26 protein-coding genes are annotated in these 25,862 nt (G+C 62.5%); 12 read left to right on the top strand and 14 right to left on the bottom strand.

Features of this window, described 5'->3' with window-relative positions; all coding sequences use genetic code 11:
- Positions 1 to 36: 36 nt before the first annotated feature.
- On the bottom strand, positions 37 to 1,143 hold the full coding sequence (locus tag ATY77_RS04795; protein WP_088677823.1) for a TRAP transporter substrate-binding protein: 1,107 nt from the start codon (positions 1,141 to 1,143) through the stop codon (positions 37 to 39).
- Between the two features lie 292 nt (positions 1,144 to 1,435).
- Between ATY77_RS04795 and ATY77_RS04790 the strand changes: the two genes are divergently transcribed.
- Positions 1,436 to 2,215: a gamma-glutamyl-gamma-aminobutyrate hydrolase family protein gene (locus ATY77_RS04790; protein ID WP_088686349.1), complete on the top strand. Its 780-nt coding sequence runs from the start codon at positions 1,436 to 1,438 to the stop codon at positions 2,213 to 2,215.
- A 7-nt stretch (positions 2,216 to 2,222) separates the two neighbouring features.
- Here the strand turns inward: ATY77_RS04790 and ATY77_RS04785 are convergent, their stop codons facing one another.
- From ATY77_RS04785 to ATY77_RS04775, 3 genes are all read right to left on the bottom strand, one after another.
- Positions 2,223 to 3,179 (bottom strand): 2-hydroxyacid dehydrogenase, encoded by a 957-nt coding sequence (locus ATY77_RS04785; RefSeq protein WP_088686348.1) that lies wholly within the window; start codon positions 3,177 to 3,179, stop codon positions 2,223 to 2,225.
- A 29-nt stretch (positions 3,180 to 3,208) separates the two neighbouring features.
- Positions 3,209 to 4,231, bottom strand: coding sequence for a LacI family DNA-binding transcriptional regulator (locus ATY77_RS04780; RefSeq protein WP_088677820.1), 1,023 nt, complete (start codon positions 4,229 to 4,231; stop codon positions 3,209 to 3,211).
- A 120-nt stretch (positions 4,232 to 4,351) separates the two neighbouring features.
- A complete protein-coding gene (locus tag ATY77_RS04775) occupies positions 4,352 to 4,864 on the bottom strand; it encodes a MarR family transcriptional regulator (protein WP_088677819.1) in 513 nt (170 codons plus the stop codon).
- 85 nt (positions 4,865 to 4,949) lie between these two features.
- Between ATY77_RS04775 and ATY77_RS04770 the strand changes: the two genes are divergently transcribed.
- The 5 genes from ATY77_RS04770 to cysE all read left to right on the top strand — a co-directional run bounded on the left by ATY77_RS04770 (position 4,950) and on the right by cysE (position 9,397).
- Complete coding sequence (locus ATY77_RS04770) at positions 4,950 to 5,738, top strand: creatininase family protein (RefSeq protein WP_088686347.1); 789 nt, start codon at positions 4,950 to 4,952, stop codon at positions 5,736 to 5,738.
- A gap of 147 nt (positions 5,739 to 5,885) precedes the next feature.
- On the top strand, positions 5,886 to 6,974 hold the full coding sequence (locus tag ATY77_RS04765; RefSeq protein WP_088686346.1) for a GTP-binding protein: 1,089 nt from the start codon (positions 5,886 to 5,888) through the stop codon (positions 6,972 to 6,974).
- The gene (locus tag ATY77_RS04760; RefSeq protein WP_088686345.1) at positions 6,974 to 7,963 is read left to right on the top strand and encodes a WD40 repeat domain-containing protein; all 990 of its coding nucleotides are present in this window, start codon (positions 6,974 to 6,976) and stop codon (positions 7,961 to 7,963) included. Before ATY77_RS04765 ends, ATY77_RS04760 begins: the two co-directional genes overlap by 1 nt.
- A 16-nt stretch (positions 7,964 to 7,979) precedes the next feature.
- A complete protein-coding gene (locus ATY77_RS04755; RefSeq protein ID WP_088686344.1) occupies positions 7,980 to 8,474 on the top strand; it encodes a GNAT family N-acetyltransferase in 495 nt (164 codons plus the stop codon).
- A 107-nt stretch (positions 8,475 to 8,581) separates the two neighbouring features.
- On the top strand, positions 8,582 to 9,397 hold the full coding sequence (gene cysE / locus ATY77_RS04750; protein WP_088686480.1) for a serine O-acetyltransferase: 816 nt from the start codon (positions 8,582 to 8,584) through the stop codon (positions 9,395 to 9,397).
- Here cysE and ATY77_RS04745 read toward each other — a convergent pair whose 3' ends face one another.
- From ATY77_RS04745 to odc2, 4 genes are all read right to left on the bottom strand, one after another.
- Positions 9,398 to 10,552 carry a GGDEF domain-containing protein gene (locus tag ATY77_RS04745; RefSeq protein WP_088686343.1) on the bottom strand — a complete coding sequence of 385 codons (1,155 nt, stop codon included), beginning with the start codon at positions 10,550 to 10,552 and terminating at the stop codon, positions 9,398 to 9,400.
- Between the two features lie 74 nt (positions 10,553 to 10,626).
- Positions 10,627 to 11,661, bottom strand: coding sequence for a serine hydrolase (locus ATY77_RS04740; RefSeq protein WP_088686342.1), 1,035 nt, complete (start codon positions 11,659 to 11,661; stop codon positions 10,627 to 10,629).
- Between the two features lie 216 nt (positions 11,662 to 11,877).
- Complete coding sequence (locus ATY77_RS04735) at positions 11,878 to 12,468, bottom strand: N-acetyltransferase (RefSeq protein ID WP_088686341.1); 591 nt, start codon at positions 12,466 to 12,468, stop codon at positions 11,878 to 11,880.
- Positions 12,469 to 12,561: 93 nt separating this feature from the next.
- The gene (odc2, locus tag ATY77_RS04730; RefSeq protein WP_016737287.1) at positions 12,562 to 13,695 is read right to left on the bottom strand and encodes an ornithine/lysine decarboxylase; all 1,134 of its coding nucleotides are present in this window, start codon (positions 13,693 to 13,695) and stop codon (positions 12,562 to 12,564) included.
- A 529-nt stretch (positions 13,696 to 14,224) separates the two neighbouring features.
- On the opposite strand from odc2, the gene ATY77_RS04725 reads away from it, so the two are divergent.
- The 3 genes from ATY77_RS04725 (at position 14,225) to ATY77_RS04715 (ending at position 16,959) form a co-directional block, all read left to right on the top strand.
- On the top strand, positions 14,225 to 15,118 hold the full coding sequence (locus tag ATY77_RS04725) for a LysR family transcriptional regulator (RefSeq protein WP_088686340.1): 894 nt from the start codon (positions 14,225 to 14,227) through the stop codon (positions 15,116 to 15,118).
- A 129-nt stretch (positions 15,119 to 15,247) separates the two neighbouring features.
- On the top strand, positions 15,248 to 15,889 hold the full coding sequence (locus tag ATY77_RS04720; protein WP_088686339.1) for a DUF1007 family protein: 642 nt from the start codon (positions 15,248 to 15,250) through the stop codon (positions 15,887 to 15,889).
- Positions 15,883 to 16,959 (top strand): nickel/cobalt transporter, encoded by a 1,077-nt coding sequence (locus ATY77_RS04715; RefSeq protein WP_088686338.1) that lies wholly within the window; start codon positions 15,883 to 15,885, stop codon positions 16,957 to 16,959. The genes ATY77_RS04720 and ATY77_RS04715 overlap by 7 nt, the downstream gene beginning before the upstream one ends.
- 2 nt (positions 16,960 to 16,961) lie before the next feature.
- On the opposite strand, the gene ATY77_RS04710 is transcribed toward ATY77_RS04715, so the two are convergent.
- The 4 genes from ATY77_RS04710 to ATY77_RS04695 all read right to left on the bottom strand — a co-directional run bounded on the left by ATY77_RS04710 (position 16,962) and on the right by ATY77_RS04695 (position 19,386).
- A complete protein-coding gene (locus ATY77_RS04710; protein WP_088686337.1) occupies positions 16,962 to 17,168 on the bottom strand; it encodes a hypothetical protein in 207 nt (68 codons plus the stop codon).
- Positions 17,165 to 17,860, bottom strand: coding sequence for a GNAT family protein (locus tag ATY77_RS04705; protein WP_088686336.1), 696 nt, complete (start codon positions 17,858 to 17,860; stop codon positions 17,165 to 17,167). Before ATY77_RS04705 ends, ATY77_RS04710 begins: the two co-directional genes overlap by 4 nt.
- A 64-nt stretch (positions 17,861 to 17,924) precedes the next feature.
- On the bottom strand, positions 17,925 to 18,644 hold the full coding sequence (locus ATY77_RS04700) for a tellurite resistance TerB family protein (protein ID WP_088686335.1): 720 nt from the start codon (positions 18,642 to 18,644) through the stop codon (positions 17,925 to 17,927).
- A 103-nt stretch (positions 18,645 to 18,747) separates the two neighbouring features.
- Positions 18,748 to 19,386: a 2-dehydro-3-deoxy-phosphogluconate aldolase gene (locus ATY77_RS04695; RefSeq protein ID WP_088686334.1), complete on the bottom strand. Its 639-nt coding sequence runs from the start codon at positions 19,384 to 19,386 to the stop codon at positions 18,748 to 18,750.
- A 166-nt stretch (positions 19,387 to 19,552) separates the two neighbouring features.
- On the opposite strand from ATY77_RS04695, the gene ATY77_RS04690 reads away from it, so the two are divergent.
- The 3 genes from ATY77_RS04690 to ATY77_RS04680 are packed head-to-tail and all read left to right on the top strand — an operon-like array spanning position 19,553 to position 21,912.
- Positions 19,553 to 20,041, top strand: a complete 489-nt coding sequence (locus tag ATY77_RS04690) for a CYTH domain-containing protein (RefSeq protein WP_088686333.1) — start codon at positions 19,553 to 19,555, stop codon at positions 20,039 to 20,041.
- Positions 20,019 to 20,927, top strand: a complete 909-nt coding sequence (locus tag ATY77_RS04685; RefSeq protein ID WP_088686479.1) for a CHAD domain-containing protein — start codon at positions 20,019 to 20,021, stop codon at positions 20,925 to 20,927. Before ATY77_RS04690 ends, ATY77_RS04685 begins: the two co-directional genes overlap by 23 nt.
- A 55-nt stretch (positions 20,928 to 20,982) precedes the next feature.
- Positions 20,983 to 21,912, top strand: coding sequence for a rhodanese-related sulfurtransferase (locus ATY77_RS04680; RefSeq protein ID WP_088686332.1), 930 nt, complete (start codon positions 20,983 to 20,985; stop codon positions 21,910 to 21,912).
- A gap of 41 nt (positions 21,913 to 21,953) precedes the next feature.
- On the opposite strand, the gene ATY77_RS04675 is transcribed toward ATY77_RS04680, so the two are convergent.
- Both ATY77_RS04675 and ATY77_RS04670 read right to left on the bottom strand, forming a co-directional pair.
- Complete coding sequence (locus tag ATY77_RS04675) at positions 21,954 to 24,167, bottom strand: EAL domain-containing protein (protein WP_088686331.1); 2,214 nt, start codon at positions 24,165 to 24,167, stop codon at positions 21,954 to 21,956.
- 149 nt (positions 24,168 to 24,316) lie between these two features.
- Positions 24,317 to 25,690, bottom strand: coding sequence for a GH1 family beta-glucosidase (locus ATY77_RS04670; protein ID WP_088686330.1), 1,374 nt, complete (start codon positions 25,688 to 25,690; stop codon positions 24,317 to 24,319).
- Between the last annotated feature and the right edge of the window lie 172 nt (positions 25,691 to 25,862).

Here is a 25,862-nt window from a genome sequence, read left to right as displayed (position 1 = left end):
TTTGCCATCAGCTGACATCGGCAGTCTGCGAGAAGCTTAAAGCTTCCCGGCCCGCTGCTGGATCATCATAAACGTGTCGAACGTATATTCCGAAAGCTGCATCCAGAGATAGGCGTCCCGCTTGAAAGCGGTCTGGTCCTCATAGATCTTCTTGAAATACTGGTTCGTGCCGGAGATTTCGCCGTAGATGCCTGTCGCCGCCTGGAAGCAGGCTTCCATGATCTCCTGGCTGAACGGGCGCAGCGTCGCGCCTTCCGCAACGAGCTGCTTCAGCGCCGTCGGGTTCTTCATGTCGTATTTCGCCAGCATATTGGTGTTGGCGAAGGCGCAGGCGTCGGTCAGCGCTGCCTGATAGTGCTTCGGCAGGTTGCTCCACTTTTCCAGGTTGAAGAACGCATGCACCGTCGGGCCGCCTTCCCACCAGCCCGGGTAATAGTAGTACTTCGCGACCTTATGGAAGCCGAGCTTCAGGTCGTCATAGGGGCCGACGAATTCAGCCGCGTCGATCGTGCCCTTTTCGAGCGCCGGATAGATGTCGCCGCCGGCGATCTGCTGCGGAATGACGCCGACCTTCTCCATGATGCGCCCGGCAAGGCCGGCGATGCGCATCTTGACGCCCTTCAGGTCGTCGAGCGTGTTGATTTCCTTGCGGAACCAGCCGCCCATCTGCGCCCCGGTATTGCCGGCCGGCAGCGCATACATGCCCTGCGTGGCGTAGAATTCGTTCATCAGCTTGTTGCCGTTGCCCTCGTAGAACCAGGCATTGGTCAGGCGGCTGTTCAGCCCGAAGGGAATGGCCGTTCCGAAGGCGTAGGCCGGATCCTTGCCGACGAAATAATAGGAGGTGGTGTGCGCCGCCTCGACCGTGCCGGCGGCGACCGCATCGACGGCCTGCAGGCCGGGCACGATTTCACCGGCCGCGAAAGGCTGGATCGTGAAATTCCCATCCGTGGCGGCGGCGACATGTTTGGAGATGTCCTCGGCGCCGCCATAGATCGTGTCCAGGCTCTTCGGAAACGACGACGTCATGCGCCATGCGATCTTCGGATTCTCCTGCGCGATCGCAGGCGCTGCCAATGCCGTTGCGGCAACCGCTCCAGCGCCGGCGGTCCCCGCCTTCTTGAAAAACGAACGACGATCCATCAAAAACCTCCCGTATAGATGGCGCTGCGCGGCGATCTTCACCCCTACCCGCAGCAAGGCCAAACCTAAGCATGGCGAAGGCCGCGATTCAAGCTTTAGTCTATTAGCCTTTGGCATCAAGACGGCAATAAGGCAATACGAGCGCACCCATCAAAATCAGCAGCTTAGCGGCAGATCGGGCGGTTGCGGAGTCCCTTCCGCCGCAATTTGGCCACCTCACGCAGCCAAGCGTTGACTTGACGGCCATTCTGGCGGCAAAAACGGTCAGCACACAGATTTCACCGGGGTGAACATGACGAAACCGATCGTTGCCATTCCTGCCGATATCCGCAGCTTCGACGGCATCACCTGGCATGCCGTGCAGCATCAGTATCTCAGGGCCGCATTGAATGCGGCCGGCGTCATGGCCTTCATCATTCCGGCCTTCGAGGAAGGTTACGATACCGACGCGATCCTCGACCGCGTCGACGGCCTCCTGGTATCAGGCTCGGCCAGCAACGTGCATCCCTCGCTCTACGGCGTCGAAGCGACCGAAAGGGACGGCCCGTTCGACCCCGCGCGCGACGCCACCAGCCTGCCGCTCATCCGCCGCGCCATCGACCGCGCCATCCCTCTGCTCGCCATTTGCCGCGGTATCCAGGAGCTGAATGTCGCTCTCGGCGGTTCGCTCGCAAGCGAGATCCAGGACCAGCCCGGCATCTGGGATCATCGGCGGCCGGAAGGCGTCGACCGCGACGGCATGTACGCCATTCGCCAGACCGTGCATGTCAAGGGAGGCTCCTGCATCGCAGGCATTCTCGGCCCGGGCGAAGTCCGCGTGAATTCGCTGCATCGCCAGGCAATCGCCAGAACCGCACCGCGCCTGCAGGTGGAAGCGACCGCCGAAGACGGCACAGTCGAGGCCGTCTCGGTCATCGACGCCAAGGCTTTTGCCGTCGGCGTGCAGTGGCATCCGGAATACTGGGCCGAAACCGACAAGCCCTCCAACAAGCTCTTTACCGCCTTCGGCGACGCCGTCCGCAGCCATGCGGCCGGCAAACTGGCGACGGTACCGGCGCAAGCCATCGCCTGAGCAGGACTTACGCCTTCTGCGGCGTCTCCGGCACCGGCGTCAGCGCCGTCCCCTTCTCGAACCAGGCGATGAGGTTGTCGACGACGAGATCGGCCATCCCATTGCGGGTCGGCACCGATGCGGAAGCGACATGCGGCAGCAATACCGCGTTCTCGGCGGCAAGCAGGTGGGCCGGCACCGTCGGCTCGTCGTAGAACACGTCGAGACCGGCCGCGCCGAGTGCGCCTGATGCAAGAGCCGCGCCGAGCGCCTCTTCATCAACCGTCCAGCCGCGGCCGACATTGACGAGAATACCGTCCGGCCCGAGCGAGGCGAGAATATCGGCATCGACCGTCTTGTGTGTCTGCGGCGTCTTCGGAACGATGGCGATCAGCGTATCCACCGCTTCCACCAGCCCCTTCAGTGTCGGGTAGTAGTCGTAGGAAACGTCGGCATGGCGCGAACGGGTGTGGTAACTGATCTTCACCTTGAACGGCTCCAGCCGCTTGGCGATCTCGAGCCCGATGCGGCCGAGGCCGTAAAGCCCGACATGGCGGCCCTTGAGCGAGAAGCGCGACAACGGATAGGCCGTGCCCGGCTTCCAATTGCCGCCGCGCAGCCACGCTTCCGCCCTCGGCAGCTCGCGGATCGTGTTCAGGAGCAGGCCGATCGTCGTATCGGCGACCTCGTCGTTCAAAACGTCAGGCGTATTGGTGACGACGATGCCCTTTTCGGCGGCGCGCTTCACATCCATGCCGTCATAGCCGACGCCGAAGCTGGCGATCACTTCGACGCCGGGCAGCTGGTCCATCCAGGCGCCGGGAAAGGCGCCGGAGACCGCGACGCCGCGGATGCGCGCGGCGGTCTCGCCGTCGAGAGCAAGCTTTTCCGCGCGCGGAACGGCGATAATCTCAAAACGATCCTTAAGCCTTTCGAGAACTCGATCGTGTATCTTCCCAGGAACGAGAATGGCGATGCGGGACATGGCTTTTCCTCTTGGGTGGCGGTCTTGGTTCAGGCGCGGGGCCGATGGGGACTGGTGGACTGGCGAATGCGCATTTCCGGCTTGATGAGATGCATGCCGTCAGGCTCGTGGCTGCCGGCAAGGCGATCGAGAAGCGCCCGGGCAGCCAGGCGGCCGACCTCGGTCTGGCCGTTCCAGACGGTCGTCAGCGCCGGCGTGGCGATCGAGGCTTCCTCGAGATCGTCGTAGCCGGTGACTGAGATATCGCGTCCCGGCACCAGGCCGGCGCGCGCAATCCCATTCATCAACCCGATCGCGACGAGATCGTTCCAGCAGACGGCCGCCGTCGGCTTCTGCGGCAGCGACAGGAAATGCACCGCGGCTTCGAAACCGCCCTGTTTCGAGCGTGGGCCGGGAATGCGCAGGTTCGGATCGACCTCGATGCCCGCCTTGCGCAGCGCGTTGACATAACCCTGGTAGCGGTCGCGGCCGGTGGATGTTTGGTCCGTGCCGCCGATCATCGCGATCGAGCGGTGACCGAGGCCGATCAGGTGATTGGTGGCAAGCGAGATGCCGTAGCTGTCGTCGCCCCGATAGGTCGGCAGATCAAGACCGTCCATCGAACGGGCGACGAGGATCGCCGGCATACCGTTTTCTTCCGCCAGCTGCAGATCTTCCGGCGGCGTGCCGATCGCCGGCGACATGATGACGCCGTCGCCGCCGAGCTGCAGAAGCGTCTCGATGAAGGTGCGCTGCTTTTCGACGTTGTCGTAGTGGTTGGACAGGATGAAGGTATGGCGGCTGCGATCGAGCTCGCTTTCGATCGCCTTCAGGATCTCGCCGTAGAAAGGGTTCATGATGTCGTGCACGACGACGCCGATGATACCGGAGCGGGAGGTGCGAAGGCTGGCGGCGCGGCGATTGTAGATATAGCCGAGCGCCCGCGCCTGCTCCTTGATCTTCTCCCTCGTATTGCCGGCGACGAGCGGACTGTCGCGTAAGGCAAGCGACACGGTCGCCGTTGAAATGCCGAGCGTTTCGGCGATTGTCGAAAGCTTGATCTTCTGGACCACGTGTCCTCCTCCAGGCAGCACGCAAGACAGCAAGACCCTGCCGATAAATCGGCACGGCCCCTTAAATTGTTTAATTAAAAGATTTAACCGGCGGAAGCAATTCGTCTTTCAGGGGAAATTTCACTCGTCGTCCGGTTCTTCGATATGAAGGGCTTCGGCCTGCAAATTGGCGTCGATCGCCTTCAAGAGGCGCACGAGATTGCGGATTTCCTTTTCGGAGAATTCCTGCGTCGCCAGCCGGTCGCAAGCCGAAGCCGCCATCTCGATCGCCCGCACGCTGTCGCGGCCAAGCGGGGTCAGATAAACCTTGGTCAGGCGCGCATCCTCGGCGTCGGGCTTGCGCTCGAGGAAACCCTGCGCCTCCATGCGGCCGATCGTGCGCGTCATCGTGGGCGCCTTGACCCCGAGCTTCTGGGCAAGCCCGCCGGCCGTCATGCCGTCGCTCTCGGCGAGCGAGAGGATGACGCCGTCCTGGCCGGCATAAAGCCCGCTTTCAAACAGGTTGCGCGATAGCACCGTACGCATGGAACGAGCCGCCTGAGTGAGCGCCGGAGAAAGATCGACGAGCGTATACTCGGTCTGGTCCTTCTTCTTGGACTTGTTCTTCTTGCCGTCCTTGTGCTTCTTACCCATAGCCATCCCTTTGATCTTTAAGCGCTGGCGCCGCTGCGATATGACATTGCCCAGGATCTCGTCATAAACAAGAGGCTACGACCGGATGATGACGCCTTCGCCCCGCTTCGAGGACAGCGACCCGGCCTCTGCCCCCGGCGCGCACCCCCCGATTGCCGTCCTGCCGCTCGGCGCTCATGAGCAGCACGGCCCTCATCTGCCCTTCGAGACCGACACCCTGATTGCCGAAGGCATCGCCGCACGATTGAAGGCGGCCCTGCCCGCCCGCCTGCCCGTCACTTTCCTGCCCGCTGAAACGGTAGGCTACTCCATAGAGCACATGGATGTTGAAGGAACGAAGACGCTCGCCTTCGACGAAGCGGTTCACCGCTGGCTCGGCATCGCCGAAGGGCTGGCCAAGCAGGGCACCCGTAAATTCGTGATGCTGAATGCTCATGGCGGCAATTCGCCCCTCATGACGGTCGTCGCGACCGAGGCCAGGGTCCGCTTCGCCATGCTGGCGGTAGCGACGAGCTGGACCCGCTTCGGCCTGCCCGACGACGTGATCTCGCCGGAAGAAAAGGCGATCGACATCCATGGCGGCGATATCGAGACCTCGGTGATGCTGGCGCTTCATCCCGACAGGGTCGATATGGCCAAGGCGGGGAACTTTCCCTCACGGCAGACCGAATTCGCCGGCCGCTTCAAACATCTGCGCGCCTACGGGCCGCATGCCTTCGGCTGGAAGGTGTCGGATCTCAACCCGCAGGGCGTGGCTGGCAATGCCGCGGCTGCGAGCGCTGAAAAAGGCGAGGCGCTGATCGCGCATGCGGTCAACGGTTTGGTAGAATTGCTGGAAGACGTCGACGCATTCGACATCACGCAGCTCCGGTGAAGGGGCTCATTTGGCCGACGCTGGCGATGTGATCTTATAACATTATAAAATCCTTTGAACTGCCGTGCCCATGCCATTATATGAGACCAACCGTTCAAGCGGCCGATCTGAAGCCGGTCGGTCGCACGCCTAATCCTAGAGGTTCTCATGACCGACGCGATCTCCACCCAGAAGCCCATTCCTGTCACCGTGCTCACCGGTTATCTCGGCGCCGGCAAGACGACGTTGCTCAACCGCATCCTCTCCGAAAACCACGGCAAGAAATATGCGGTCATCGTCAACGAGTTCGGCGAAATCGGCATCGACAACGACCTGATCGTCGAGTCCGACGAGGAAATCTACGAGATGAACAATGGCTGCGTCTGTTGCACGGTGCGCGGCGACCTGATCCGCGTCGTCGAAGGCCTGATGCGCCGCCCCGGCCGCTTCGACGGCATCATCGTGGAAACGACCGGCCTTGCCGATCCGGTGCCAGTCGCCCAGACCTTCTTCATGGACGATGACGTGCGCGCCAAGACCGAGCTCGACGCCGTCATCGCGCTGGTCGACGCCAAGCACCTGCCGCTGCGCCTGAAGGACAGCCGCGAGGCCGAAGACCAGATCGCCTTCGCCGACGTCGTCGTCATCAACAAGAGCGACCTCGTGACCGCCGACGAACTCGCCGTGATCGAAGACATCGTCCGCGCCATCAACCCGGCCGCCCGCGTCTACAAGACCAGCCGCTCCGGCGTCGACCTCGCCAGCGTGCTCGACCAGGGCGCCTTCAATCTGGAGCGCGCCCTCGAAAACGACCCGCATTTCCTGGAACACGGCCATGACGACCACGTTTGCGGCCCGGATTGCGATCATCACCACCACGATTATGATCACGACCACCATCATCATGATCATGACCACGGCCATCATCATCACGGCGCCATGTCGGCGATCCACGATGTGACGGTGCAGTCGGTGTCGCTGCGCGGCGGCGAGATGAACGCCGAGCGCTTCTTCCCCTGGATCCAGAAGATCACCCAGATGCAGGGACCGAACATTCTGCGCCTCAAGGGCATCATCGCCTTCAAGGACGATCCGGAGCGTTATGTCGTCCAGGGCGTGCACATGATCATCGAGGGCGACCACCAGCGGCCGTGGAAGGACGGCGAGAAGCATGAGAGCCGTCTCGTCTTCATCGGCCGCGATCTCGACCGCGAAAAGCTCGAAGCCTCCTTCAAGGCCTGCGAGGCGGCCGCCTGATGCCGACAGTTGCACCGCTTGATCTCGACGGCCACGTTCTGGCCGTCGAATTTTTAGGTGATGTTCCCTTCTTCGCAAACGCAAACGGCACGTTTCACCGGCTGGATGGCGGCGAGAGGGTTTCAGAAGCCCATCAGGGCATGCTCACCGCCATCCGCGATCCCTATAGCGAGAGCCTGATCTCCGGCGGCGAGGACGGCAAGGTGCTGCGCATCGCTGCCGACGGCAGCGTCAGCGAACTCGCCGCCGCGCCGCGCAAGTGGATCTCGCAAGTCGCCGCCGGCCCCCAGGGCGCCATCGCCTATTCCTACGGCAAGAGCTCGCTGGTGCGCCTCGCCGACGGCACGACCAAGGAGTTTCCCGAGGAGCGCACCGTCGAGGGCATTGCCTTCGCCCCCAAAGGCCTGCGCATCGCCGCCGCCCGTTATAACGGCGTATCGCTGCACTGGGTCGGAATGAGCGCCAAGCCCGTCGATCTCGAATGGAAGGGTGCGCATACCGGCGTCACCTTCTCGCCGGACGGCAATTTCCTCGTTACCTCGATGCAGGAAAACGCCCTGCACGGCTGGAAGCTCGACAGCAAGCCCGGCGCCGAAGCGCGCCACATGCGCATGACCGGCTATCCGGCCAAGGTGAAATCGCTCTCCTGGTCCGTCAAAGGCAAATGGCTCGCCTCATCAGGCGCCCCCGCCGCCATCGTCTGGCCCTTCCAGGGCAAGGACGGGCCGATGGGCAAGGCGCCGCTCGAACTCGGAACCCGCGCCAATATCATGGCGACCTCGGTGAGGTTCCACCCGCTGGAGGATATCCTCGCCATCGGTTTCATTGACGGCATGATCCTGGCCGTGCGCATCGCCGACAGCAAGGAAGCGCTGCTGCGCCGCCCCGGCAAGGGCGCGATCACCGCGATGAGCTGGAGCGGCAACGGCAAACTGCTCGCCTTTGCTTCCGAAGCCGGCGATTGCGGCGTCATCGACATTTCGGCTTGAGGCCGCGTTGCCGGCCATGGACGAGGCATTGACGGAACCCGAGATCGTAAAGCTCGGGCCCGACCATATGCGGGCTGCGGCAGGGATCAGGCGCGTGGCGCTTTGGCAGCGCCTGCACTGGCTGCTGGATGTCCACACGCCTGAGGAGGAAGAGCAGTATTGGCGCATGCATCTCTTGCCGAACTGCACGATCCTTGGCGCCGCCATCGGAAACAAGCTCGTCGGCGTCATCGCCTCTGGCGACGGCTGGATAGAGCAGCTTTACGTTCTTCCTGATTTCCAGGGCATCGGCATCGGTTCGATCCTTCTCGGCTGCGCCAAGGAGGAGATGGACGAAATCAGGCTCTGGACGTTCCAACGCAATATTGGGGCACGTGCTTTTTACGAGCGGCACGGCTTTTCCGCCGAGGAAGAAACCAACGGCATCGATAATGAGGAAAAGGAGCCTGACGTGCTCTACCATTGGCGCCGGCTTCCGGAGCTGACGCCTGGTCTGAAACCGTCCGGCTAAAACATCGGCCGAGGCTCCGGAACATTGAGCTTGCCAAATGCCTTGCCTAGGCAAAACATGAAATGCACGCGGGCATAGCCGTCGCCGTGCTGACAGAGGACTTGCGAATGCCGAAATCGACCGGCCTCGGTGTAGCCGAGCAGCAGCCGCCTTTGGGCGATGCATCCGTTTGGAGCGCCATCCGCGCCGAGGCGGCGGAGCTTGCGGCGCGCGAGCCGATATTGCGACGGCTGCTGACCACGGAGATCACCGATGCCACCGGCAATCATGAGATCCTCGCCCGCGTGCTCGCGGCGCGGCTTTCCGTGACACAGGTGGAAACCGGCAATCTGTTCGATCTCATCCTGTGCACCCTCACCGACGACGTCATGCGGAAGGTCGAGGCCGATCTCGCAGCGGTGCGTCAGCGCGATCCCGCCTGCACGACATTTCTGCATGCGCTTCTGAACCTCAAGGGCTTTCATGCGCTGCAGACGCATCGCATCGCCCATGCACTCTGGAACGCCGGCCGCCCCGAGATCGCCACCTGGCTCGCCAATCTCGCCTCGCTGGTCTTCGGCCCGGATATCCATCCAGCCGCACGGATCGGCGCTTCGATCATGCTCGATCATGGCTCTGGCATCGTCATCGGCGAAACGGCGGTGATCGAGGATGAAGTATCGATTCTTCAGAATGTCACGCTCGGCGGCACCGGCAAGGAAACGGGCGACCGTCATCCGAAGATCCGCCACGGCGTGATGATCGGCGCCGGCGCCAAAATCCTCGGCAATATCGAAATCGGCGCCTTCAGCAAGATTGCCGCCGGCAGCGTCGTGCTGAAAGCGGTTCCCGAACATTGCACGGTCGCCGGCGTGCCGGCCACCGTCGTGCGCATCCACCGCGCCGACGAAATCCCGGCCGAGACGATGGATCAGAATATCTAGCTATGCCGCCTGCTGGTTTTCCCAGAAGGCTTCGACGCGGTTGCGGCCTTCGCGCTTCGAACGGTAGAGCGCCTCATCCGCCTTGTGCATGAGACTTTCAAAGTCTCCATCGCTTTCCCGCATGGCGACACCGATGCTCAGCGTCGGGAAGACGGCGAGATCCGGCCGCTGCATGACGGCGGCGGCGAAGTCGAGACGAATGCGCTCGGCAATCGCCACGGCATCCTCCCGTGACAGGTTTTTCAGCACCGCCAGGAACTCATCCCCGCCCTGACGGGCAAGTAGATCGTGCGGTCGCATGATGCTTCTCGAAACGCTGGCGAACAGCCGCAGGATCTCGTCGCCAGCCGCATGGCCATGCCGATCGTTCAACTGCTTGAAATGATCGATGTCGATGATCAGCAGCGAGACCGGCTGGGACCCGAGAGTGGGCACATGCTGAGCAAGACCGCCGCGATTGAGCGCACCTGTCAGCGGATCGTGGTGGGCGAGGTCGGTCAGCTGGTTTCGGCTGCGCTCGGCCGCCATCAGCACCATGGCCATGCTGCGGAGCATGATGAAGGCAACCGCCGATACCGCCATCCAGCTATGGACCACGCTGCCGCCGAAAGGATCCGGCCCGCCGATCTCTCCGGTCGCCGCAAGAATGCTGCGCGCGGCAAAGATCATGGCGGTGCAGATATAGAGGCCGACGAGCAGAGCCGCCGAATACAGCCTCTCGCGGCGGACAATGCTGAGTGCCTCCCTTGCGACGGCAAGATCGCAGAGGCAGCAGATGACGGAAACATAGAGGAGCCTTGCCGAGACCGCTGTGGGATCGCTGACGATAAGCAGCACAGGCACGCTGACGAGGAAGATGGCTAGCCAGAAATAGCGCTGCTCGAGAACCCGCCCCGAAAAGACGCGCACGGCGAAGAACATCAGCATATAGCCGGCGATGGTGACGACATTGCCGCCGTCGATCGAGACCGCGTAGGGAACGATATTGCGCAGCGCGACGAGAAAGGAACCGACGCCGATGAGGAGGTTGCTCAAGCCCCACCAGAGCGGCCACCTGTCGAAGCGGCCGGTCGCATAGGCTGCAAGCTGGAGAATGCCCAGCACGAAGCAGCTCACGGCAACAATGAAATAGATCGTCCTGAGATCCAGTAGCATGACGCTTTCCCGAGGTTCTGGCGGCGAACCTACAGCAAGCGTTTTGCGGTTTGATTGGAGGCTTCGTTAAAAGTTTAACGATCGCGTTTTTCGAGGCCGGCGCCGATAATGTCTGCCATCAAGCCGTGCAGCGAATCCCTGTAGCCGTTTCGGGCCGAGGGGCCGCTCTCTTCCGAGGTCATGACGACGGTGAGATCGAGCGACGGCACGATATAGAGCATCTGGCCGCCGTACCCCCAGGCGAAATGCACCTCTTCGCCGCCGATCTCACGTGTGAACCAGCCATAGCCATATTCGTCGCCGGAGAAGCGCGAATTGGTGCGGTGCTGCCACGATTGCACGATCCAATCGGCAGGCACCACCTGCTCTCCCTCCGCCGTGCGCCCGCCATTGCGATAGAGCTCGCCGAAGGCAAGCAGCGACCGCGCGCTCATCGCCATCTGATTGCCGCCGAGATAGATGCCCTGCGGATCGCGTTCCCATGCGCCGATGCGGAAACCCTCGACAGGGCCGAGCCATTCGCGGGCCAGCGCGAGCGTCGACCGTCCGCTGACCCTGGTGAGGATAGCCGAGAGCAGATGCGTGGATGCAGTGGAATAGAGCATTTCTCCGCCGGGTTGGTCGACGAAAGGCTGCGACAGCGCAAAGCGCACCCAATTGCGCGAGGAGACCCAGCGACCGTAGTTCGGCCCCGACATGCGGTCGAGCCCGGACTGCATGGAGAGCAGATTGCCGATCGTGATGTCTTTGAGGCGCGGATCGGGTGTTTCCGGAAGATCGGCCTTCAGGATCGGCGCGATCTTCTGGTCAGGCCCTTCCAGCAGACCTTTGCTGATGGCGATCCCGACCAGTGCGGAAATGATCGATTTCGATGCGGATTTGATGTTGGTCGATTCCGCCGGCGAGTGACCGCGGAAGCCGCGCTCGGTTAGCACGCGCCCGTCGCGGGCGACGATCACCGTCTTCAGCGGCCGCATCGCAGGATCGCTCGCTGCCCGGTCGAGGCGCGAACCAAGACCGGCGGCGGACGCCGTGCTCTGGGCAGACGTCGGACCTGTTGCGGCAAGCGACAGGCAGAAGAAAAGGAGGAGGCAAAAGATGCGGTTCATGCTGCGCAAGATAGGAGATCGCCGCAGCATATTCGCGTGCCGGCAGCACTTTTCACGCGATTGTGTCTGTAGGTGAACCGGCTGACCTCGCCCACCCGGCCGTGAAAGAAATCCGCGCCGCAACCACGGCAGGCCCGCCTGCCTCCATGATCAAGCGGCGCGGACATTGCCGGCCGAGGGAAGGACCTCAACTCCGGCCGACTGGTCGCGCGGGCCTCAGGCTGCGCGGCGAACCGGCGCGCCGGCCAGCATGCGCCCCGAGGGGACGATCATGCCGGCCGCGCCGTCAAGCCAGCCTTCCCTGAGCTCCAGCGCAAGAAAGCGCGAGCGTTCGAACGGACCCGGCATGACGAGATGGCGAGCCTTTTCGGCAAAGAAGCCTAAACGCTCGTAATAGGCGGCATCGCCGACGAGCAGGACGGCGCCATGCCCGCGGTTTTTCGCTTCGAGGATCGCTGCCCGCATCAGCGCCGCGCCGATGCCCTTGCCGCCGTGACGGGAATCGACGGCGAGCGGACCGAGCAGCAGCGCGTTGATCGGCGTGCCTTCATCGTTGACGCCGGCCTCGACGTTCCAGAGCCGCACCGTGCCGATGACATGACCGTCGCGGTCACGCGCGACGAGCGCAAGGCCGTCGGCCGGAATCCGGTTGCGGCGGATCTTTTCCGACGACTTCTTGCGGCGATCAGGACCCATGACGCGGTCGAGCAGGTTTTCGCGGGCAACAACGTCCGAAGGATTTTCGGCGTCGATGGCAAAAGTGGTGGGCGCAAAGAATGCGCGGACAGAATCAAGAACAGCGGCCATCTTGGCCTCCCGTACCCAATACCGTTATCAGCGGCGATGAAGGAAATTGTGAAATTGCCGCCCCGGCTGGTTACGGGGCCGGCGGAAACGGCCTTAGATGACGTAGGCCTTCAGCGGCTCGAAACCGTTGAAAGCGACCGCCGAATAGGTCGTCGTATAGGCGCCGGTGCCTTCGATCAGGACCTCGTCGCCGATCGAAAGGGAGATCGGCAGCGGATAGAGGTTCTTTTCGTAGAGCACGTCGGCCGAATCGCAGGTCGGGCCGGCGATGACGCAGGGCTCCATCTCGTCGCCGTCGTGCTCCGTGCGGATCGGATAACGGATGGCTTCGTCCATCGTCTCGGCGAGACCGCCGAACTTGCCGATGTCGAGGAAGACCCAGCGGGCATCGTCATTGTCCGACTTCTTCGAAATCAGCACGACTTCAGCCTTGATGACGCCGGCATTGCCGACCATGCCGCGGCCCGGCTCGATGATCGTCTGCGGGATCTGGTTGCCGAAATGCGTGCGCAGCGCCTGGTAGATCGACTTGCCGTAAGCTTCCGCCGACGGAACGTCGCGCAGATACTTGGTCGGGAAGCCGCCGCCCATGTTGACCATCTGCAGATGAATGCCCTGCTTGGCAAGCGAGACGAAGACGCGCTTGGCATCGGCAAGTGCGGAATCCCAGGCATCGACCTTGGTCATCTGCGAACCGACATGGAACGAGACGCCGTAGGACTGCAGGCCGAGCTGATGGGCGTAGACGAGGACGTCGACGGCCATCTGCGGGACGCAGCCGAACTTGCGCGACAGCGGCCATTCGGCGCCTTCGCCATCCGTCAGCACGCGGCAGAAGACACGGGCGCCGGGAGCGGCGCGCGAGATCTTCTCGACTTCCTCGTGGCTGTCGACCGCAAAGAGGCTGACGCCAAGCGCATGGGCGCGGGCAACGTCACGCTCCTTCTTGATCGTGTTGCCGTAGGAAATGCGGGCGGCGGTCGCACCGGCTTCGAGCGCCATTTCGATTTCGGCAACGGATGCGCAATCGAAATTGGAGCCGAGGCCTGCGAGCAGCTTCAGCACTTCAGGGGCCGGGTTGGCCTTGACGGCATAGTAGATGGCGCTGTCCGGCATCGCGTGACGGAAAGCGTGGAAATTGTCGCGAACGACATCGAGGTCAACCACGAGGCAGGGACCGTCGGGACGTCGGGTTGCGAGAAAGTCGCGGATGCGCTGGGTGGTCATATCGTTCCCTCTTCCAATTCCAGAGCTCCGGCATGAACCGGAGGACAAAGGGCATACGAGAACTCGCATTGGAACCAGCCGGTGGAGACCCCGGAACCATAGCAAGCGCTCGATGCGCGGATAGTGAACCAACGCCGCGGACGCGGTGTAAGTTCGGCTTTGTCTGCCATGGATTGGAGGGAGAATCCCAACCGCACTTCCGGCAATGATGGTGTGCCTCTTCAGTAACCCCCGCTGATGGAAAGCAGGGAGAGAACAAAAAGGCCCGCACCGTCGTTGCTTCAGGCGTCCTCGCATTTTCCGGTTGGCCGGAATAGCGACTGGAGGGGTTAATTCCAGGTACCTTACCGATTTCCTCACCAATTCGAGGGTTCGGCGGACACCCATGGGCACGTGCGACTTTGGGCTGAGTGGGAAATAAGAATATTCGCCTTCATAATCAAGCGTTTTTTTGATCCTGAGGTCAAAAAAATAATTGAACAAAACGGGTCGATTTGTTCAACGTTTCGAAACAACTTGGGGAAGCGCCATGGACACTCTGACTCGCATACGCGCCTTCATCGACGTCGTCGAGGCCGAAGGCTTTTCCGCCGCAGCAAGGCGCACCGGCCGCTCCAAGGCGCTGCTCTCCAAATATGTGCGCGAATTGGAGGATGAGCTCGGCGCCCTGCTGCTCAACCGCACCACCCGGCAGTTCTCGATGACCGAGGCCGGCCACACCTATTATCGTACCGCCTCCGATATCCTGAAGGAGATCGACAACCTCGCCGATCTCGTGCGCGAGAACAATGCGCAGCTGAAGGGAAAGCTTCGCGTCTCGGTGCCGCGCACCTTCGTCGATGCCGATGTCGGCCAGTCGCTGATCGATTTCGCCCGGGAAAACCCCGATCTGTCGCTGGAGATCGCCGCCGACGATCGATTCGTCGACTTGATCGAGGAAGGCTTCGATGTCGCGATCCGCATTACCAAGCTCGAAGATTCCGGCATGATCGCCCGCAAGATCTCCGATTTCCGCGTCCATCTCTGCGTCACCCCCGATTTTCTCGAGCGCCATCCCGATCTTGAACATCCGAGCGACATTTCCAACGTCCCCTTCATCGTCGATACCAATTCGCGCACCCAGGGGAGCATCCGCTTCTACAACCCCGATAATACGACCTTCGCCGTCGCCGTTTCCGGCCCGATGGAGGTCAACAGCCCGCATGCGACACTGCGCGCAGCGCTTGCCGGCATCGGCATCGCCCTCGTCCCCGACTTCATCGCCCGCAAGTCGATCGAAAGCGGCGAACTGCTGACGCTGTTCAACGACTACATCCCGACCGACCGCGGCATCTACGCCGTCTATCCGCATCGGCGCTACCTTCCGGCCAAGGTGAGGATCTTCGTCGATTACCTGCACAACTGGTTCAAGAAGCACCCGTGAGAGGACCGGCGATGCGACACTGCGTCCCGCCTGAACCTCTCATCACATGAGCCGGATAGGGCCCCCGGTCCCAATTCCGTCCCAATTTCTGGCAAGAAGTCAGCGTCACCGAACAGGGCAGCGGCATAAATGAAACATGCGACGATATTGATGGCCGCGCTTCTTTCGCTGGCGCCGGCCGCCGCCTTTGCCCATCCGCACATTTTCGTGGAAGCGCGTCTCGAGGTCGTGGCCGCCAAGGACGGCAGCGTCGAGGAACTGCGCAACGTCTGGCGCTTCGACGAGGTCTTTTCCTCCTCCGTCGTCATGGATTTCGACAAGAACACCGATTTGAAGCTGGAGCCGAACGAGCTCGCGGAGGTCGGAAAGACGGTGAAGCAGTCGCTTGCCGATTATGATTACTACATGAACCTGACGGTCGACGGGAAGAACATCACCGTCCAGAAGCCCGACATCATCCATGTCGATTACAAGGACGGCCAGCTGCTGATGTTCTTCGCGGTGAAGCCGGCGGAGAAGATGCCGCTCAAGGGCAGGCTGAGCTTCGGCGTCTACGACCCGACGCTCTATACGTCGATCGATTTTCCGACCGACGCCGAACTTTCAATCGTCGGCGACGGCTTCAAGGCCTGCAAGCACCAGGTGGTGAGACCCGATGCCGACCAGGTGATCTCGGAAAACAAGCAGTCGTTGACCGACGCCTTCTTCAACGATCCCACCGGCACCAACATGTCCAAACTCTTCGCCACCCGGCTGGAGGTTACATGCTGACGAAGCGCCTGCCCCTCATTCTTTCCGCGACGACCCTTGCGCTCCTGGCGGCGGCAAGTCTCGCCCATGCGCAATCGCCGCTCGGCATCGGCACGGCGGAGCCGAGCTTCCAGCCGACCGGCGGGCCGCTCGCCCCGCTGCTGCTCTATGTGAACTATGAGCAGCAGGCCTTCTACCGGGCGCTGACCAATGCTCTGAAGGCGATGCGGGAGGATCCCTGGCAGCTCGCCTCGCTGATCGGTCTGTCCTTCGCCTACGGCGTCTTCCATGCCGCAGGCCCGGGCCACGGCAAGGCGGTCATTTCCTCCTACATGATCGCCAACGAGATCGAGCTGAAGCGCGGCGTGGTGATCTCCTTCATCTCGGCCTTCATCCAGGGCGTGGTGGCGGTGGCGCTCGTCGGCGGCGCCTGGCTGGTGCTGCGCGGCACCGGCATCACGCTGACGGCGGCGACCCATGCGATGGAGATCGCGAGCTTCGTCATGGTCATCCTCTTCGGCGGCTGGCTGCTCTTCCGCAAACTGCGCTCGATAATCGGCAGCCTGCCGGGCCGCCGACTGATGGCGACGCCTGCCGGGCCGGTCTCGATGATGCTCGACTGGAAGGACAATGCGGCCGAACGCCAGGCCTATACCTTCAACGGCAAGGCGCAGGCCGTGGAAGCCGGCCATACCTTCGTTCCCGGCATGGTCTGCGAGACCTGCGGAAATGCCCACGTGCCCGACCCGGCGCTGCTTGGCGGCGACAAGTTCAGCGCCCGCGAGGCCTGGTCGGCGATCGTTGCCGTCGGCCTTCGCCCCTGCTCCGGCGCGCTTCTGGTCATGACCTTTTCGCTGCTGAACGGGCTCTATCTCGGCGGCGTGCTTTCGGTCGCCGCCATGTCGCTCGGTACGGCGATCACCGTTTCCGTGCTCGCAACCCTTGCCGTCACCGCCAAGGGCGCCGCCGTCCGCCTCTCCGGACGCGGCTCGACCGCCTCGGTCTGGGTCGGCAACGCCATCGAAATCCTCGGCGCCGTGCTTGTCATCCTGATGGGCGCCCTGTTGCTCGGCGCCTCCCTGCAGGGCTAGCCTTACTTGCCTCTGCCCCGCTGATAACGCGCCCGCAGCCAGAAGACTGCAAAAAACGCCATGATCAGGCAAATGCCGACGACGATCGCCAGCGCCGGCGAGAAATTGCCGATCCACAGAACAATGGTCGGCAGGAAATAGAGGACGAGGCCGGCGCCGAGCAGGATGATGGCGGCGGCGGTCGCCTGGGAGCGGCTCTCGGGGGTCACGCGAGCCTTTCCTTCTCCAGATCGGCGCGGATATCCTGCAGGCGACGGATCTGGCTGCCGGCGGCGTCGAAATTTTCAGGCGAAAGCCAGGCTTCGAAGGCATCGTTGATCAGCGGCCATTCGGCATCGATCATCGAGAACCAGGCGGTGTCGCGGTTGCTGTGCTTGGAAATCATATGCTGCCGGAAGACGCCCTCGAAGCTGAAGCCGTAGCGCAGGGCCGTCGTCTTGCTTGCTTCGTTCTTGTTGTCGCATTTCCATTCGTAGCGGCGGTAGCCGAGATCTTCGAAGACGTGCTTGGCCATCAGATAGTGCGCCTCGGTGGAGAGCGGCGAGCGCTTCATGTCGGCGCCATGCGCCACGCCGCCGATCTCGACGACGCCGTTTGCCGGGTCGGCGCGCATATAGTTCGCCATGCCGACAATCTTGCCGGTGGCGTTGTCGCGGAAGATATGGGTGAGCCAGCCGGACTTGGTGGAGACGGCCTCCAGCCAGTTGGCGAAATCCTCGATGCCGGAAAAATCGTCCTGCGCGAAATAGAGCAGCAGCGGGTTGATGCCCATGCCGCCGAGACCTTCCCACAGAGCTTCGAGATGCTCCGCCCGCCGATAGGGCTCGACGGTAACGAAGCGGCCCTTCAGCGTCACCGGCTTCGGCGCCGGGCAGCCTTTGAAATTCGCAAGATCGCGCATATCCACTCCCCTGTTCTGAGGAGTGGATAGGCCAGCCGCCCGACAAAGGCAACCGGCCTGGATGTTACTGTGACAAGGTCGTCTTGGCGGACGACACCGTCGCCTCGATATGGTCGACCAGCTGGTCGGCAAGGCCGAGCCGGCCGGCAAGCAGATCGAGATAGCCGCGTTCGGCGCGCGAATCCGGTTCGATGGTGAGGCGCGAGGCGGTGTAGAGCTCGACACGCTGCTCTTCCGTCACCGCCGCAGCCACAAGCGCATCGATATCCGTCGGCGAAGCGAGTTCGCGTTCGATGAAGGCGGCGGCCTCGCCACTGACATCGGCCGCCTTGATCTTGTCCATGATGAGCGCACGTTCGGCATCGTCGATATGGCCGTCGGCCTTGGCGGCGGCGATCATCGCACGGATCAGCACCAGCACGAATTCGTTGCTGCCGGCCGGTGACGCCGGCCCGAAGCCGGATTCGACAGGCGGCGGCAGCAGAACCGGATTGTTGGCCGATGGCGCATCCGAGGGGGCCGCAGGCGCCTGACCCGCCTGATAATTCTTGTAGGCCTGGTAGCCGAGGCCGGCAATGGCGGCAAGACCGCCGATCGCCAGCGCATTGCCGGCGATGTTGCGCCCGGTCTTGGTGCCGAGAAGCACGGCCGCAAGCGCGCCGGCCTTCATCGGGTTGTTCCTGGCCGTCTGCACGGCATCGCCCGCCCTGTCGCGGACTGAACCGCCGAGACCGGGCACCTGCGAACCCAAGAACTGGTCGAGAAGCTTCTTTGCGTCGAACATTCCTCGTCGTCTCCCTGTTTGAGGCTGGAGAGAACATAGGTTTGCGACGGCTGAAATACAAACACGGGGCACGGGGGATTGTGCATCCCCCGCCGATCCGACCTCAGGCTTTCAGAGCCGCGGCCTCCGCCGCAAGCTTGGTGATCCCCGCCCAGTCGCCAGCTGCGACCAACTCCTTCGGCGCGACCCACGAGCCGCCGACGCAGACGACGTTCGGCAGCGAGAGATAATCCCTGGCGTTCTTCAGCGAAATGCTTCCTGTCGGGCAGAACAGCGTGCCGGCGAGCGGCGAAGAAAGCGCCTTGAGATAGGCGGCGCCGCCGGCCTGCTCGGCCGGAAAGAACTTCAGCACCTGATAGCCTTCCTCACGCAGAGCCATGACTTCGCTGGCGGTCGCCGCTCCCGGAAGCAGCGGCACCTCGGAATCGGCGGCGGCGTCGAGCAGTTCCTGCGTCGTGCCCGGGCTGACGATGAATTTCGAACCGGCCTGGACGGCGGCTTCCCAATGGGCGGCGTTCAGGATCGTGCCGGCGCCGACTTCCGCACCCTCGACTTCGTCGGCGACGGCGCGCACGGCATCAAGCGCCGCCGGCGTGCGCATGGTGATCTCGATCGCCTTCAGGCCGCCCGCGACAAGCGCGCGGGCGAGCAGCACAGCCGACTTGGCATCGTCGACGATCAGCACCGGGACGACCGGCTGGAGTTTCAGGATGGAAAGGAGCTTCTCTGTTTTCTCGCCCATGGTCGCGCGACCTCCTTGAAACGGATTGTTTGAAACGATTGAATTGGTCCCGAATAGCGCCCCGGCGGAACCTTGTCGAGGCAAAACCAATTCACAGGACAAGATGGGTAGGAAATCTATGGGAATTGGGCTACCGTGCCCCGATCGTCACAAAAGGTTCACTGGTATGGCGAAAGAAATCGAGCGGAAGTTTCTCGTGCGCAGCGACGGATGGCGTTCCGCCGTCGAGACGAAGTCGAGCCTCAGACAGGGCTACATCGCCTCGATGGACGACCGTTCGGTCCGGGTGCGCATCCTCGACGGCAGGAAAGCGAGACTGACGATCAAGATCGGCCGCAGCGCCATCACCCGTGACGAGTTCGAATATGACATTCCGATCGCCGATGCCGAAGAGCTGTTGCAGAACGCAATCGGCATTGTCATCGAGAAGACGCGTCATCGCGTTCCGCATGAGGGCTTCGTCTGGGAAGTCGATGTCTTTGCCGGCGAACATCGCGGATTGGTCATCGCCGAGGTGGAAATGACCGCCGAAACCGACAAGCCGGCGCTGCCGGCCTGGCTCGGCCGCGAAGTGACCGGCGATTTCCGCTATTCCAACCAAGCCCTTGCCACAGAATATGGGCACGACAGGCATGGCCTATCGCATACGGCCTGACGCCGATTTCACCCGGGAATTTCGCAGCGTTGCGAAGGAACAGCTCGACGACGCCGTCACGATTTTAGAGGAAAGACCGGACGGCGCGCATGAGGCGATCCATACCTTTCGCAAGAACCTGAAGCGGCTGCGCTCGCTCTATCGGCTCGTGGCCCGCGAAGTGCCGGATTTCCAGGCCCGTGAAAATGAACGCCTGCGCAGCGCCGCGCGGTCACTTTCGGCGATCCGGGACGCCAACGCCCTCGTCGGCACCGCCCAATACCTGCAGCAAACGGCCCGCGAGAAAGAAGAGAACGAGGCGCTCGGCCGCATCGTCACCATCCTCGAAGGGCGCCGAGACTGGATGGCGGAAGCTGAAAGCGGCCTGGAACAGAGACTGGTGGAAACCGCGGATGTTTTGAACGAGGCGATCAGTTGCCTGGATGAGGTGTCCTTCGCCGGCAGCCACCGCAAGAATGCCCGCATGCTAGGCAAAAGCTGGCGCCGCACCGCGCGGAAGGCGAAGGCTGCGCTCGCGGCCTGTCACGGCGAGGCATCGGCCGGCGATTTCCACGACCTGCGCAAACGCACCTACGACTACCGGCTCTATCACTCCCTCCTGCGCGACGTCTGGCCGGGCGCAATGCAGGCCAAGCGCGATGCGGCCAAGGAGCTTGTCGAGGATCTCGGCCACATCCACGATCTTGCCGTGCTCTCCGAACTGGTCGAGGCCGAACCCCAGCTCTTCACCCGCAACGACGATCTGGCACACCTGCTCGACGCCATCATCTTCCGCCAGCAGGAAGACCGGCGGCAAGCACTTGTCAAAGCCGAAGCCGTCTTCGCCGACGATCCCGATGAGGAAGCCGAGCGGATAGAGCTTCTCTGGCTGACGGCCGGGCGTTGAGAAGGCTATCGGGAAGGCAATTGCGCGGCCGGCCGATTTTCTGTATTTCCGGCCCATGACCGACAGCCTGACACACACCAGCCCGTTCCTCGTGGCCGCACTCTACCATTTCGTTTCCGTGCCGCGCTTTGCGAGCCTGCAGGCTCCGCTGCAGGCACTGTGCGAGGAGAACGGCGTCAAGGGAACGCTGCTTCTGGCGCATGAGGGCATCAACGGCACGATCGCAGGGCCGGATGCCGGCATCCATGCCGTCCTCTCTTTTTTGCGCGCCCAGACGGAATTTTCGGGGCTGGAGCATAAGGAAAGCCGCGCTTCCAAAATGCCTTTCCTGCGCATGAAGGTGAAGCTGAAGAAGGAAATCGTTACCATGGGCGTTGAGGATATCGACCCCAACAAGGTGGTCGGCACCTATGTGACGGCGAAGGATTGGAATGCGCTGATATCAGATCCCGACACCATCGTCATCGACACCCGCAACGACTACGAAACCGCGATCGGCACCTTTCGCGGCGCGGTCGACCCGAAGACGAAGACGTTCCGCGAATTTCCCGATTGGGTGCGGCAGAATCCCGGCCTGCACAACAAGCCGAAGATCGCCATGTATTGCACCGGCGGCATTCGCTGCGAGAAGGCCACGGCGTTCATGAAGGCTGAGGGCTTCGACGAGGTGTATCATCTGAAGGGCGGCATCCTGAAATATCTGGAGGACGTGCCTGAGGAGGAAAGCCTCTGGGATGGCGCCTGTTTCGTCTTCGACGAGCGTGTCTCGGTCGAGCATGGGCTAAAGGAGGGCGAACACAAGCTCTGCCACGCCTGCCGCAATCCGATCACTTCAGAGGAAATCACCTCGCCGCTCTATGAGGAAGGCGTTTCCTGCAGCCACTGCTATCACACGCGCAGCGAAGAGGACCGGTTGCGTTACCGTCAGCGTCAGCATCAGATCGCGCTCGCAAAGAAACGCGGCCAGCGACATATCGGCAGCTGAACTTAATTTGATGCAAGCCCGACCTATCCCGCCGAGACCGGTCAGGCCGCGCCCAGACGGCGCGGGGCAGCCGGCTCCGCCGCATGCCGCTCGTTCAGCAATGCGGTGATGTGGTCGGCCGTCATCGGCTTTCCGAAGAGATAACCCTGCAGGCAATCGCAGCCGAAGAGACGCATGGCAACGGCCTGCGCTTCGGTCTCGATGCCCTCGGCGGTGACGGGAATATCGAGCGAGCGGGCAAGCGCCACCGTCGCCTGCAGCATCTCACGTTGGCGCTTGCCTTCGTCGACATCCATGACCAGCGAGCGGTCGATCTTGATGCGGTCGAAGCCGAACTGCCTGAGATAGCCGATCGACGAAAAGCCGGAACCGAAGTCGTCGAGCGCCACCTTGACCCCCAGCCCCTTCAATCTTTCGATCGACTGGCGGGTGCGCTGCGGGTTCTGGATCATGTAGCCTTCGGTGATCTCGAGCGTCACGCGGCCGGCTTCGATCTCCGTCTGCTTCAGCACGTAGCGCACATAGTCGGTGAAGGCGGGATTGCGGAACTGACCTGGCGAGACGTTGACCGAGATGGCGAGCCCCGGCCACTGCTTGGCCGTTTCGCAGGCCTTGCGCAGCACGAACAGACCGAGCGATTCAATGAGCCCGCTGGTCTCGGCGATCGGGATGAAGACATCGGGTGAGACGGGACCGTAGCCCGGACGGTTCCAGCGCACCAGCGCCTCGACGCCATTCAGCGCATGCGTCGCCGCATCGACCAGCGGCTGGTAGGCGAGCGTCAGATCGCCGCTTTCGATCGCGACCCGAAGGTCGATCTCCAACTCGTTGCGCTGTTCCCGATCGGCATCCATCGACGGATCGTACAGCGTCATGCGCGCGCGGCCGGCCTCCTTCGCTTTGTACATGGCAAGGTCCGAGCGGCGCACCAGTTCCTCGCGGCTGATCGCGCCGGCAGGCGACATGGCGATGCCGATGCTTGCCCCGACGACGACGACGCGGCGGCCGATTTCGAGCGGCTCGGCAAGAAAATCGAGAATCTGTTCGGAAAGCTGCAGGGCGGCGGCATGTTCGCCGTCGGAGAGAAAGGCGATCGCAAATTCGTCGCCGCCGATACGCGCGAGAACCGCGCCTCGCGGAATGAGAACGGCGAGACCGGCGGCAACGGCACGGATCAGCTGGTCGCCGGTGCCGTGGCCGTAGCTGTCGTTGACTTCCTTGAAGCCGTCGAGGTCGAGATAGAGAAGCAGCACGTTGCGCTTGGTCTGGCGCGCCTCGGCAACGAAACGATCGACGGCGAGCCCGAGGCCATCGCGATTGGAAAGGCCGCTCAGCCTGTCGCGCAGGGCTTCCTCGCGGGCACTGTTTTCCTCGCCCTTCAGCCGGCGGCCGGCAAGCCAGCCGATGACCAGCAGCACCATGAAAAACAGACCGACCAGTCCGAGCGCCTGAATGACCATCGGCCGCACCTGCGCATAGGCGATATCGCCGGGCGACCGCGAGATCCACACGAGCTTGCCGAGCGTTGTCCCGGATGGATCGACGATCGGCACGAAATAATCGGCTTCGAAAGCCGGCGGCGCCAGCCTGAGTCCGCCGATGACATAGGTCTGACCGAGCGCGGTCACCCTGTCGTCGTCGAGATGGCGGGCGAAAACGAGATAGCGGTGCTGGCCGGCAGGCGCGTCGAGTTCACCGGATTTTTTCCGCACCAGCGCGACACCGACGGCGGCAATGCCGCGTTTGGTGGTGACGAAACCGACCGCTTGCGGACGATCGGTAGGGCCTGCCGCCTTCACCCTGTCGTACAGGGTCCAGAGCGAGGGAGCGAAGAAGTCTGAGAGCGGCTCGGCCATCGGCTGGCCGTCGCGATAGGCGATGATCGCCTTCTTCTGGTCGTCGATGACGATCGCCATGTCGAAGAGCGGGCTATTGACCGACATCTCGCCGTAATTGCTGACCGTCCAGGCCATGCCGTCAGGCGCATAGACATTGGCGGCGGCATCGTCCCAGGCGGCATAGTCGTCAAGCGTGGCGCCGAGCTGTTCCTCAAAGGTCTTCATCGCGCCGATCGTCGTTTCGCGCGAGCGCTCGTCATCGAGGAGATTGGCATTTCCGGCCACGCGTTCGAGCGCCGTCAGCACCATGATGGTGACAACAGCGACGATGACCGCGAAGGAGAAAAGCACGCCGGTAACGGTGATGTGGCGCCCTATTCCCAATCCCTTGCTCTGCGACTTGGCAACTGTCTGCATTACGGCTCCCTGACCGTTGGACTTTGCCAGTCAAGGGTTCAAAAACGTTTAAGCAACCAGTGTGAAAGATCTTCCGCGATCAATTTCTGCACCTCGCCGTTGCGCGAAGGTTCAGCCAAGCAATGTCAGTCACTTAACACCAATGAGAGCTAACCCGCCTTGTGGTTGCCTTTCGGGAATTGTGCCGCCAATTCGCTGTACCACTTGCCGCTTTTCTTCACCGTGCGGATCTGGGTTTCGTAATCGACATGGACGAGGCCGAAGCGCATGCGGTAGCCTTCCGCCCATTCGAAATTGTCCATCAGGCTCCAGGCAAAATAGCCGCGCATCGGATACCCGTCCTTGATGAGATCGGCGACGACAGCGAGATGGTCGCCGACATAATCGAGACGCATCACATCGTGGACCTCGCCGCCGACGACACCGGTGTTGTCGCAGGCGCCGTTCTCGGTGATGTAGCACTCCGGCAGTTGGTAGCGGCGGTAGAGGTCCTCGACCAGGAGCTTCAGCCCCGGCGCATAGATTTCCCAGCCGATATCGGTCTTGACGTCGCTCGCCGGCGGCGCTTTCACCGTCCAGGGAAAATCACCCTTGCGTTCGGCATCGTCGGTGACGCGCTCGGGCGTGTAGTAGTTCAGACCCCACCAGTCGAGTTTCTGGCTGATCAGCTTCAGGTCGCCGTCTTCGATCACAGGCATCCGGTCGCCGAGCGCCTCGACGAATTCCTTCGGATATTCACCCTTGAAGACGGGATCGAAGAAGGCGCCGTTGTGGAATTGATGCGCGCGTTCGGCCGCCGCAAGATCGGCCGGGCTGTCCGAGCCGGCAATGATCGAGGCTGCATTGAGCACCAGGCCGACGGGCACGTTGGGAGCCTCGGCGCGGATCGCCTCGACCCCAAGGCCGTGAGCAAGGTTCATATAGTGCATGGCGTGAAGGGCGGCCTGCATGTTGCGCTCGCCGGGAGCATGAATGCCATAGAGATGGCTCAGCCAGACGATGCACCAGGGCTCGTTGAAGGTCGCGACGGCGTCGAGACGGTCGCCGAGGCGGCTCATCACTGTCTTGGCATAACGCTGAAAGGCATGAGCCGTCGAGCGCGCCGTCCAGCCGCCGTCACCGGCGAGCAGCAACGGCAGGTCCCAGTGGTAGAGCGTCGCGAAGGTCTTGATCCCGCGCGCCTTGCAGCCATCGACCAGCCGGTCGTAGAAATCGAGCCCCGCTTCGTTCACCGGGCCTGTGCCATCGGGGATGATGCGCGGCCAGGCGATGGAGAAGCGATAGGCTTCGAAGCCCATCTCCTTGATCAGATCGAGGTCTTGCTCCAACCTGTTGTAATGGTCGCAGGCAATGTCGCCGTTATCGCGATTATGGACGCGGCCGGGCATGTTGCAGAAAGCGTCCCAGATGGACGGCTTACGGCCGTCGGCCTTGCTCGCGCCTTCGATCTGGAAGGCGGCAGTGGCAACGCCGAAGGTAAAGTCACCGGGAAAGCGGCTGGCAAGCGTCTTGGCATCGATCATCTCTAATCCCCGTCTCTCAGCATGTGGACTGGCCGTTGGGCCGGATTTAGCCAAGCCGAAAAGCAAAGTACAGGTCTCGGCCAAGAAAAACTGCAACGTTGCAGTAGGAAGAGTGGAACGGCCATGATGGGCATCGTTCGGCCGCTCCGGACCTTCGCGTTCCCGCCGCAAC

The sequence above is a fragment of the Rhizobium sp. R634 genome (assembly GCF_002211305.1).
Taxonomy (GTDB): Bacteria; Pseudomonadota; Alphaproteobacteria; order Rhizobiales; family Rhizobiaceae; genus Rhizobium.
This window is presented reverse-complemented; position numbering and strand designations above follow the sequence as displayed.

What these genes read in the sequence shown, in the direction of transcription:
- ATY77_RS04690 (WP_088686333.1), top strand. Translation starts at nt 19,553, where the DNA reads ATGGCGAAAGAAATCGAGCGGAAGTTTCTCGTGCGCAGCGACGGATGG.
- ATY77_RS04770 (WP_088686347.1), top strand. Translation starts at nt 4,950, where the DNA reads ATGATGACGCCTTCGCCCCGCTTCGAGGACAGCGACCCGGCCTCTGCC.
- ATY77_RS04720 (WP_088686339.1), top strand. Translation starts at nt 15,248, where the DNA reads ATGAAACATGCGACGATATTGATGGCCGCGCTTCTTTCGCTGGCGCCG.
- ATY77_RS04740 (WP_088686342.1), bottom strand. Translation starts at nt 11,661, where the DNA reads ATGAACCGCATCTTTTGCCTCCTCCTTTTCTTCTGCCTGTCGCTTGCC.
- ATY77_RS04790 (WP_088686349.1), top strand. Translation starts at nt 1,436, where the DNA reads ATGACGAAACCGATCGTTGCCATTCCTGCCGATATCCGCAGCTTCGAC.
- ATY77_RS04715 (WP_088686338.1), top strand. Translation starts at nt 15,883, where the DNA reads ATGCTGACGAAGCGCCTGCCCCTCATTCTTTCCGCGACGACCCTTGCG.
- ATY77_RS04785 (WP_088686348.1), bottom strand. Translation starts at nt 3,179, where the DNA reads ATGTCCCGCATCGCCATTCTCGTTCCTGGGAAGATACACGATCGAGTT.
- odc2 (WP_016737287.1), bottom strand. Translation starts at nt 13,695, where the DNA reads ATGACCACCCAGCGCATCCGCGACTTTCTCGCAACCCGACGTCCCGAC.
- ATY77_RS04775 (WP_088677819.1), bottom strand. Translation starts at nt 4,864, where the DNA reads ATGGGTAAGAAGCACAAGGACGGCAAGAAGAACAAGTCCAAGAAGAAG.
- ATY77_RS04695 (WP_088686334.1), bottom strand. Translation starts at nt 19,386, where the DNA reads ATGGGCGAGAAAACAGAGAAGCTCCTTTCCATCCTGAAACTCCAGCCG.
- ATY77_RS04725 (WP_088686340.1), top strand. Translation starts at nt 14,225, where the DNA reads ATGGACACTCTGACTCGCATACGCGCCTTCATCGACGTCGTCGAGGCC.
- ATY77_RS04735 (WP_088686341.1), bottom strand. Translation starts at nt 12,468, where the DNA reads ATGGCCGCTGTTCTTGATTCTGTCCGCGCATTCTTTGCGCCCACCACT.
- cysE (WP_088686480.1), top strand. Translation starts at nt 8,582, where the DNA reads ATGCCGAAATCGACCGGCCTCGGTGTAGCCGAGCAGCAGCCGCCTTTG.
- ATY77_RS04745 (WP_088686343.1), bottom strand. Translation starts at nt 10,552, where the DNA reads ATGCTACTGGATCTCAGGACGATCTATTTCATTGTTGCCGTGAGCTGC.
- ATY77_RS04670 (WP_088686330.1), bottom strand. Translation starts at nt 25,690, where the DNA reads ATGATCGATGCCAAGACGCTTGCCAGCCGCTTTCCCGGTGACTTTACC.
- ATY77_RS04760 (WP_088686345.1), top strand. Translation starts at nt 6,974, where the DNA reads ATGCCGACAGTTGCACCGCTTGATCTCGACGGCCACGTTCTGGCCGTC.
- ATY77_RS04700 (WP_088686335.1), bottom strand. Translation starts at nt 18,644, where the DNA reads ATGTTCGACGCAAAGAAGCTTCTCGACCAGTTCTTGGGTTCGCAGGTG.
- ATY77_RS04675 (WP_088686331.1), bottom strand. Translation starts at nt 24,167, where the DNA reads ATGCAGACAGTTGCCAAGTCGCAGAGCAAGGGATTGGGAATAGGGCGC.
- ATY77_RS04680 (WP_088686332.1), top strand. Translation starts at nt 20,983, where the DNA reads ATGACCGACAGCCTGACACACACCAGCCCGTTCCTCGTGGCCGCACTC.
- ATY77_RS04705 (WP_088686336.1), bottom strand. Translation starts at nt 17,860, where the DNA reads ATGCGCGATCTTGCGAATTTCAAAGGCTGCCCGGCGCCGAAGCCGGTG.
- ATY77_RS04685 (WP_088686479.1), top strand. Translation starts at nt 20,019, where the DNA reads ATGGCCTATCGCATACGGCCTGACGCCGATTTCACCCGGGAATTTCGC.
- ATY77_RS04795 (WP_088677823.1), bottom strand. Translation starts at nt 1,143, where the DNA reads ATGGATCGTCGTTCGTTTTTCAAGAAGGCGGGGACCGCCGGCGCTGGA.
- ATY77_RS04755 (WP_088686344.1), top strand. Translation starts at nt 7,980, where the DNA reads ATGGACGAGGCATTGACGGAACCCGAGATCGTAAAGCTCGGGCCCGAC.
- ATY77_RS04765 (WP_088686346.1), top strand. Translation starts at nt 5,886, where the DNA reads ATGACCGACGCGATCTCCACCCAGAAGCCCATTCCTGTCACCGTGCTC.